Source organism: Micromonospora sp. NPDC047753, from assembly GCF_040642735.1.
Taxonomy (GTDB): domain Bacteria; phylum Actinomycetota; class Actinomycetes; order Mycobacteriales; family Micromonosporaceae; genus Micromonospora.
Window position 1 is genome coordinate 1 of record NZ_JBEYSL010000366.1, and the last position, 7,044, is coordinate 7,044.

Consider the following 7,044-nt stretch of genomic DNA (forward strand, 5'->3'; position numbering starts at 1 on the left):
GTCCGGGCCGTGCGCGGTGAACCGCTGCGCGTAGCCCTCGCCGCCCACACCATCGGCCCACCAGGTAGCGCCCTGGTCACCGCCCGCCGAGTAGGCCAGTCGCGCGCCGACCGGCCCCGCTCCGGACAACCAGAGCGCCACGGCACTGAGCAGGGCGAGCCCGAACAGGAGCAGCCCGGCACCGTCCCGGCGGTGCTCCGGGTCGAGGTCGCGGGCCGACGCAGCCTGCCGGCCAGCGGCACGCACCGCCCAACCCATCCCGTGCGCCAGCCCCATCCACAGTGCACCCACCGCACGGCCGACGTAGACCGCCGGGCCGGGCCGGGGCGGCGTGGTGCGACGTCGGACCGGTGCCCGGGTGGTCTTCTTCGCCGGTTGACGGGCACGACTGTTGGTGCCACCGCGCGGCGACGCGCCGCGCCGCCGGCTCGCCTGAGAGGTACGGCCCGCCATAGAGTCACGGTAACGGTGGGGGCGGGCAGATCCCCGCTTTTCCGGGTCGTGTCCGCGCGTCGCAACACGAACCCCACCGCCGGTCGTGATATCCGCCTCAGAAGGGATGCCCCATGGCGTCGCCGGAAATCGAAGGCGATCCGGACGATCCACTGGCCGGGCACCCCGACTTGCTGCGTCCGCTGACCGGTGAACTGGTCGCCGCGGTGCTCGCTGCCCGGGGCCGGTCCGTCGGTCCGACCCCGGACGGCGACCTCGTCGGCCATTTCGACGACAACCTGATCTGGTTCCTCCGCGTCGGCGGGGACGGTGAGCTGCTCCAGATCCGCACCATGGTCGATCCGACCTTCGGCATCGAACGGGTGCCCGACCTGTACGCGTTCTGCAACTCCTGGAACCACGACCGGCTCTGGCCGAAAGCGTTCGTCCACGTCGCCGACGACGGTCGGGCCCGGGTGTACGGCGAGGTGATCACCGATCTGGAACGCGGCGTGACCCCGCACCAGCTCGACCAGCTGCTCGACTGTGGCATCTCCACCGGCTGCCAGCTCGCCGTGGCGGTTCGTCGACTGCCCGGAGCGGTGCCGTCGTGACCGGCCGGGACGAGTTCACCGGCAGCCGCGCCGGCACGCCACCCACCGGTGCCGGTGAGCGGCTCGCGCGGGGCCGCGTACCGGCGCTGGAGGCCGCGCTCGCCGAGGCTCGGGACCTTCCCGACGGCCCGGCCCGGCAGGTGGCCCTGGAACGGCTCGCCGAGCGCGCCGACGCGGCCGGCGACGTCCGGTCCGGGATGGACGCACGGTTCGCGTTGATCGAGGCGTACCTGCTGCACGGGGAGCGGTGGCGTCTGGTCGAGCCGGTCCGGCGCTGCCGGGCCGCCGCCGACCACCGGCCCGACGTGCTCACCGAGACGGAGACCGGGCTGCTGCTGCGTTACCAGCGGTACGCGGTGGAGGCGCTGCTCGGCACTCCCCGGGTCGGGCTGGACCAGACCCGGTCCCTGCTGCACGACCTGGCCCACCGCGTCGGCACGGATGGTCCGGACACACCAACCGTCGCGGAGCTGCACTGCCGGATCGCCGATCATCTGGGCGACGAGCCCACCGCCCGGCACTGGTACGAGCGATGGTCCGGTAAACGGCCGGGCCCGGCCGGCGGCTGCCCGGGCTGCGCCTCGGCCAGGCGTGCCGAGCTGCTGGCCGGCTGGGGCGAGTGGAATGCCGCGGTCACCGAGCTCGGGAAAACCGACGGCGACCCGCAGGCCTGCACCGACCAGCCCGAGCGGGATCTGGTCGCCGGTCTGCTGCCGGCACTGCGCACCGGTGGGCCGGAACGGGCGGCGGCAGCGCACGTGCGGGCGTACCGCCGGCACCGGCGGGAGCGCGCGGCGTTCCCGCACCTCGCCGCACACCTCCGATTCTGCGCGCTGGCCGGGCACCTGGAGCGCGGGCTGGCCATCCTGGCCGAGCAGCTGCCCCGGTTGGACCGGCCGACCGACGATCTCGCCGCCATGGAGTTCGCCGCCGCCGGGGCACTGCTCTGCGGGCTGGCGGCCGACGCAGGGCTGGGCGGGCGGACGATGCCCCGGCCCGCGTACGGCGAGCGGACGGCCACCGAGTTGGACGTCGCCACGCTCGGGGCGCTGCTGCTCGGGGTGGCGAACGAGTTGGCCGGCAGCTTCGACGCGCGCAACGGCACGGGGCACCACTCCGGACGGATGGCCGCCTGGCTGGCCGAGCGCCCGCTCGCGGCGCCGGTTCCGCTGCCCACCGACGACGAAGCTGACGAGCCCGACGACGACCGGTCCGACGTCGAGGCCGACGTCGAGGCCGACGTCGAGGCCGAGCTGGGCGAACGCGAATTGTCGGCACTCTCCCTCGGCATGATCACCGGGATCCTGGACGGGCGCGGCGACCGGTACCTGGTGGACGAGGGCGAGACGGTGGTCGGCCACTGGGAGGGGACGGTGATCCAGTTCCGGCGGGCCGGTGAACGCGGCGAGGTGCTGCACGCCCGAGCCATGGCCAACCGCCGGTTGCCGGCCGCCCGCCGCGCCGAGGCGTACGCCTTCTGCAACGCGTGGAACCACGACCGGCTGCTGCCCAAGGCGTACGCGCACGATCTCGGCGACGAATTGGTGCTGGCCGGCGACGTGGCCACCGACCTGGCGCACGGGGTAGCCCCGGCGCAGCTACGGGTCCTCATGGACGCCGCCATCGCCACCGGCATCGCGTACGCCGAGGCCGTCGCCGCGCTGCCCTGATCTCCCGGGAACGGCTGACGCCGGCCCACCCCGTTCAGGTGGACCGGCGTCAGCGGGAGTCGCTCAGACCTCGACGACGGTGGGCACGATCATCGGCCGACGACGGTACTTGTCGTTGACCCACCGCCCCACGGTCCGCCGGACGATCTGCTGAAGCTGGTGCGGGTCGGTGATGCCGTCCGCCGCGGCCCGGTTGAGCGCCTCGGTGACCAGCGGCACCACCGGGTTGAACGCCTCCGGGTCCTCGGAGAAGCCCTTCGCGGAGAGCGTCGGGCCGGCGACCACCTTGCCGGTGACCGAGTCGACGACCACCGTGGTGGCGATGAACCCGCCGTCACCGAGGATCCGCCGTTCGGTGAGCAGCGACTCGCTGACGTCACCGACGGCGAGGCCGTCCACGTAGACGTACCGGCTCTTCACGTGCCCGACCAGGCTGGCGCGGCCCTCGACCAGGTCGACCACGTCGCCGTCCTCGCAGAGCACCACCCGGTCGGCGGCAACCCCGGACTCGATGCCGAGCCGGGCGTGGGCGCGCAGGTGACGCCACTCGCCGTGCACGGGCATCAGGTTGCTGGGCCGGACCACGTTGAGCAGATAGAGCAGTTCCCCGGCGGGGGCGTGCCCGGAGACGTGCACCTTGGCCACGTCCTTGTGCACGACCACCGCGCCGGCCCGCGCGAGCCGGTTGATCACCCGGTAGACCGAGGTCTCGTTGCCGGGCACCAGTGAGGAGGCCAACACGACCGTGTCACCGGGTGCGATGGTGATGTGCCGGTGGTCGCCGCTGGCCATCCGGCCCAGCGCGCTCATCGGCTCACCCTGGGAACCTGTCGACATCAGCACGATCTCGTCCGGCGGCAGCGTGGTCGCCTCGTCGATGCTGATGACCAGGCCGGCCGGGATGTTGAGCAGGCCGAGGTCCCGGGCGATGCCCATGTTGCGGACCATGGACCGGCCGATCAGCGCGACCTTGCGGCCGTGCTCGGCGGCGGAGTCGAAGACCTGCTGCACGCGGTGCACGTGCGAGGCGAACGACGCCACGATGATCCGGCCCTTGGCCTTCGCGAAGATCGAGTCGAGCACCGGGCCGATCTCCCGCTCCGGCGTCACGAAACCGGGGATCTCCGCGTTGGTGGAGTCGGACAGCAGCAGGTCGACGCCTTCGGCGCCGAGCCGGGCGAAACCGGCCAGGTCGGTGATCCGGCCGTCCAGCGGCAACTGGTCCATCTTGAAGTCGCCGGTGTGCAGCACCAGACCGGCGGGGGTGCGGATGGCCACCGCGAGGGCGTCCGGGATCGAGTGGTTGACAGCGAAGAACTCACACTCGAACGGGCCGAGCCGCTCGCGGCCGCCCTCCCGCACGGTCAGCGTGTACGGCTGGATCCGCCGCTCGGCCAACTTCGCCTCGACCAGGGCGAGGGTGAACTGTGAGCCGACCAGCGGGATGTCGGGCTTGTGGGCGAGCAGGTACGGCACCGCGCCGATGTGGTCTTCGTGACCGTGCGTCAGCACGATCGCCTGGACGTCGGCCAGCCGGTCCAGGATCGGACCGAAGTCGGGCAGGATCAGATCCACACCCGGCTGCTCGACGTCGGGGAACAGCACGCCGCAGTCGACGATCAGCAACTTGCCGTCGTACTCGAAGACGGTCATGTTCCGACCGATGGCGCCGAGCCCGCCGAGCGGGATGATCCGCAGGCCACCTTCCGGCAGCGGCGGGGGTAGCTCCGCCTCGATGTGCGCCTCGGTCACGCGTCCACCTCATTCTGCGACGCCGTTACTCGACGTCCATCGTGTCGTTCGTTCATTCGGGCAGCTCCAGGCCCGCTGCCGCGAAGTCCGCGCGCAGCTGGGCGATCTCGTCGTCGGTGGCGTCCACCAGCGGGGGTCGCACCGGGCCGGCCGGCAGGCCCTGCGCTGCCAGGCCTGCCTTCACCAGGATCGCGCCCTGGGTGCGGAAGATGCCGGTGAACAGCGGCAGCAGCCGCCGGTGCAGCGCCAGCGCGGTCGGCATGTCCCCCGCGTCGTACGCATCGATCAGTTGTGCGGTCAGCGCCCCGGTGAAGTGCGTGGAGGTGCCGACCACGCCCACCGAACCGACGGCCAGCGCCGGCAGGGTGAGAGCGTCCTCGCCGCTGTAGAAGGCGAGGGCGGTCCGGCTGGTCACCCAGCTGGTTTCGGTCAGGTCGCCCTTGGCGTCCTTGACCGCGACGATCCGGCCGTGCTCGCCGAGCCGCACCAGCGTCTCGGTCTCGATCGGCACACCGGAACGGTGCGGGATGTCGTACAGCATCACCGGCAGGCCGGTGGCGTCGGCGACGGCCGTGAAGTGCCGGACCAACCCCGCCTGCGGCGGCTTGTTGTAGTACGGGGTGACCACCAGCAGGCCATGCGCACCCGCCTTCTCGGCGGCTGCGGCCAGCTCGATGGTGTGCCGCGTGTCGTTGGTGCCAACGCCCGCGACCACCTTGGCCCGGTCACCGACAGCCTCCACCACGGCCCGGATCAGCTGCTCCTTCTCCGCTTCCGTGGTGGTCGGCGACTCGCCGGTGGTGCCGTTGACCACCAGCGCGTCGTTGCCCTGCTCGTCGACCAGGTGGCTCGCAAGCCGGGCGACGCCGTCGAGATCGAGGGAACCGTCGGGGGTGAACGGGGTCACCATGGCTGTGATCAGCCGGCCGAAGGGGCGGGACGCCGGTCGGGCCGCGGCATCGAGGTGGTCGTGCGTCATACCCTCCAACCTAGCGGACGACCAGCCGGGGCCCGCCGGGGAAGGGCTCAGGACGCCTCGTGCGGGCTGGCCGCCACCTCGGTGCCGTCCGGCAGCGTGGAGATCACGAAGTCGGCGAACACGTTGGGGGCGACACCCTGCAGCTGGCGCAGGCACTCGACGGCCAGCTCACGGATCTCCACGTCGGCGTGCTCGGTGGCCCGCATCGCGATGAAGTGCCGCCAGGCCCGGTAGTTGCCGGAGACCACGATCCGGGTCTCGGTGGCGTTGGGCAGCACCGCGCGGGCCGCCTGCCGGGCCTGCTTGCGGCGCAGCGTCGGGTTAGGTTCGTCGGAGAAGCGCTGCTCCAGGCCCTCCAACAACTCGGTGTACGCCCGAACACTCGCCTCGGCGGCCTCCACGAACTTCTTGTGCAGCTCCGGGTCGTCGGCGATGACGGCCGGCTCAACCATTGCCGCGTCCCGCTCCGGGACGTAGCGCTGCGACAACTGGGAGTACGAGAAGTGCCGGTGCCGAATCAACTCGTGGGTGAAGGAGCGGGACACCCCGGTGAAGTAGAAGGTGACCGACCCGTGCTCCAGCACACTCAGGTGCCCAACCTCGAGGATGTGCGCCAGGTAGCCGGCATTGGTGGCGGTCGCCGGGTTCGGCTTCTTCCACGACTGGTAGCAGGCCCGACCGGCGAACTCGGCGAGCGCCTGGCCGCCCTCCGCGTCGGTCGACCACGGCACGTCGTCCGGGGCCGCGAATTGGGTCCACGCGATCAACTTGACCTGGGGCTGCACCATGTCCGGCATTCCTGGGACTTTAGTGGTGGGGTGCCGCCCGACCCAACTCAGGCGCGCCCCGTGCAATGTCGATCACTCAGCGAGCGGCGCACCACCGACGTCCCCGACTCTTGGGCCGGGCCGGGCCGGGCCGGGCCGGGCCGGGACCACGGGGCGGGGGGCGGGAGCCGGGGGCGGGGCAGGGGCAGGCGCAGGGGCAGGGCATCGTCGTCGAGGCCCTGGCGAACAGTTTCGTCGGCGTCCTTTGGAGCTGAATCGTTGGCGACATCAGCCCCGGCGGATGGATGGGCCGCCCAAGCCGACAACCGAGACCGGGCGCCGCGCTCAGACGCACAAGCGACCCGAACAAGTTGAGCAGTTCGGCAGCGGCTTCCGCTCGCAAGATCGCGCAACATCCTGGATGTAGTGGCATCTGTCACGCCCGACCCCACTACATCCAGGATCGAGCGCGATCTTGGGGCGAGGCGCATCGGCTGCCGTGCGCCGCAACGCGGGTATGCGGGTGCCGACTAGGGTGATCGACTCGGGTTCCCGGAAGTCGGGGTATCCGGGTCAGGTGGATGGCCCGATTTCCTGAATGCCGAGTCGATCATGGGTGTTCGGCGCAGGAGGAGACCCGTGATGTCGTAAACGAGTCAACTCCAAAGGACGTCCGGACAATGCATGCCGGCCGAGCCCGCATCCGCCCGCCGGCCGCATCCGGGCACCGGCCCGTCGGACGACGGCCCATCGGGCGGCGGCAGGTCGGGCGACAGCCCATCGGGCGACGGCCCATCGGGCGACGGCCCATCGGGCGACGGCCCATCGGG

General features: G+C 71.8%; 5 protein-coding genes and 1 pseudogene. 2 read left to right on the forward strand and 4 right to left on the reverse strand.

Translation table 11 applies throughout. The features are described 5' to 3' along the window. Window positions 1–453, reverse strand: a pseudogene (locus ABZ749_RS25530) (hypothetical protein); the annotation flags it as partial. A gap of 113 nt (window positions 454–566) precedes the next feature. On the opposite strand from ABZ749_RS25530, the gene ABZ749_RS25535 reads away from it, so the two are divergent. Both ABZ749_RS25535 and ABZ749_RS25540 read left to right on the forward strand, forming a co-directional pair. Continuing rightward, a complete protein-coding gene (locus ABZ749_RS25535) occupies window positions 567–1,046 on the forward strand; it encodes a YbjN domain-containing protein (RefSeq protein WP_355009542.1) in 480 nt (159 codons plus the stop codon). 86 nt (window positions 1,047–1,132) lie between these two features. Continuing rightward, window positions 1,133–2,716, forward strand: coding sequence for a YbjN domain-containing protein (locus ABZ749_RS25540; RefSeq protein WP_357232093.1), 1,584 nt, complete (start codon window positions 1,133–1,135; stop codon window positions 2,714–2,716). 63 nt (window positions 2,717–2,779) lie between these two features. Here ABZ749_RS25540 and ABZ749_RS25545 read toward each other — a convergent pair whose 3' ends face one another. The 3 genes from ABZ749_RS25545 to thyX are packed head-to-tail and all read right to left on the reverse strand — an operon-like array spanning window position 2,780 to window position 6,235. Then, window positions 2,780–4,468 carry a ribonuclease J gene (locus ABZ749_RS25545; RefSeq protein WP_196921613.1) on the reverse strand — a complete coding sequence of 563 codons (1,689 nt, stop codon included), beginning with the start codon at window positions 4,466–4,468 and terminating at the stop codon, window positions 2,780–2,782. 52 nt (window positions 4,469–4,520) lie between these two features. Next, complete coding sequence (dapA, locus tag ABZ749_RS25550) at window positions 4,521–5,447, reverse strand: 4-hydroxy-tetrahydrodipicolinate synthase (protein ID WP_357232090.1); 927 nt, start codon at window positions 5,445–5,447, stop codon at window positions 4,521–4,523. 47 nt (window positions 5,448–5,494) lie between these two features. After that, complete coding sequence (gene thyX, locus ABZ749_RS25555) at window positions 5,495–6,235, reverse strand: FAD-dependent thymidylate synthase (protein ID WP_124816891.1); 741 nt, start codon at window positions 6,233–6,235, stop codon at window positions 5,495–5,497. Window positions 6,236–7,044: the final 809 nt, after the last annotated feature.

What these genes read in the sequence shown, in the direction of transcription:
- ABZ749_RS25535 (WP_355009542.1), top strand. Translation starts at nt 567, where the DNA reads ATGGCGTCGCCGGAAATCGAAGGCGATCCGGACGATCCACTGGCCGGG.
- dapA (WP_357232090.1), bottom strand. Translation starts at nt 5,447, where the DNA reads ATGACGCACGACCACCTCGATGCCGCGGCCCGACCGGCGTCCCGCCCC.
- thyX (WP_124816891.1), bottom strand. Translation starts at nt 6,235, where the DNA reads ATGGTGCAGCCCCAGGTCAAGTTGATCGCGTGGACCCAATTCGCGGCC.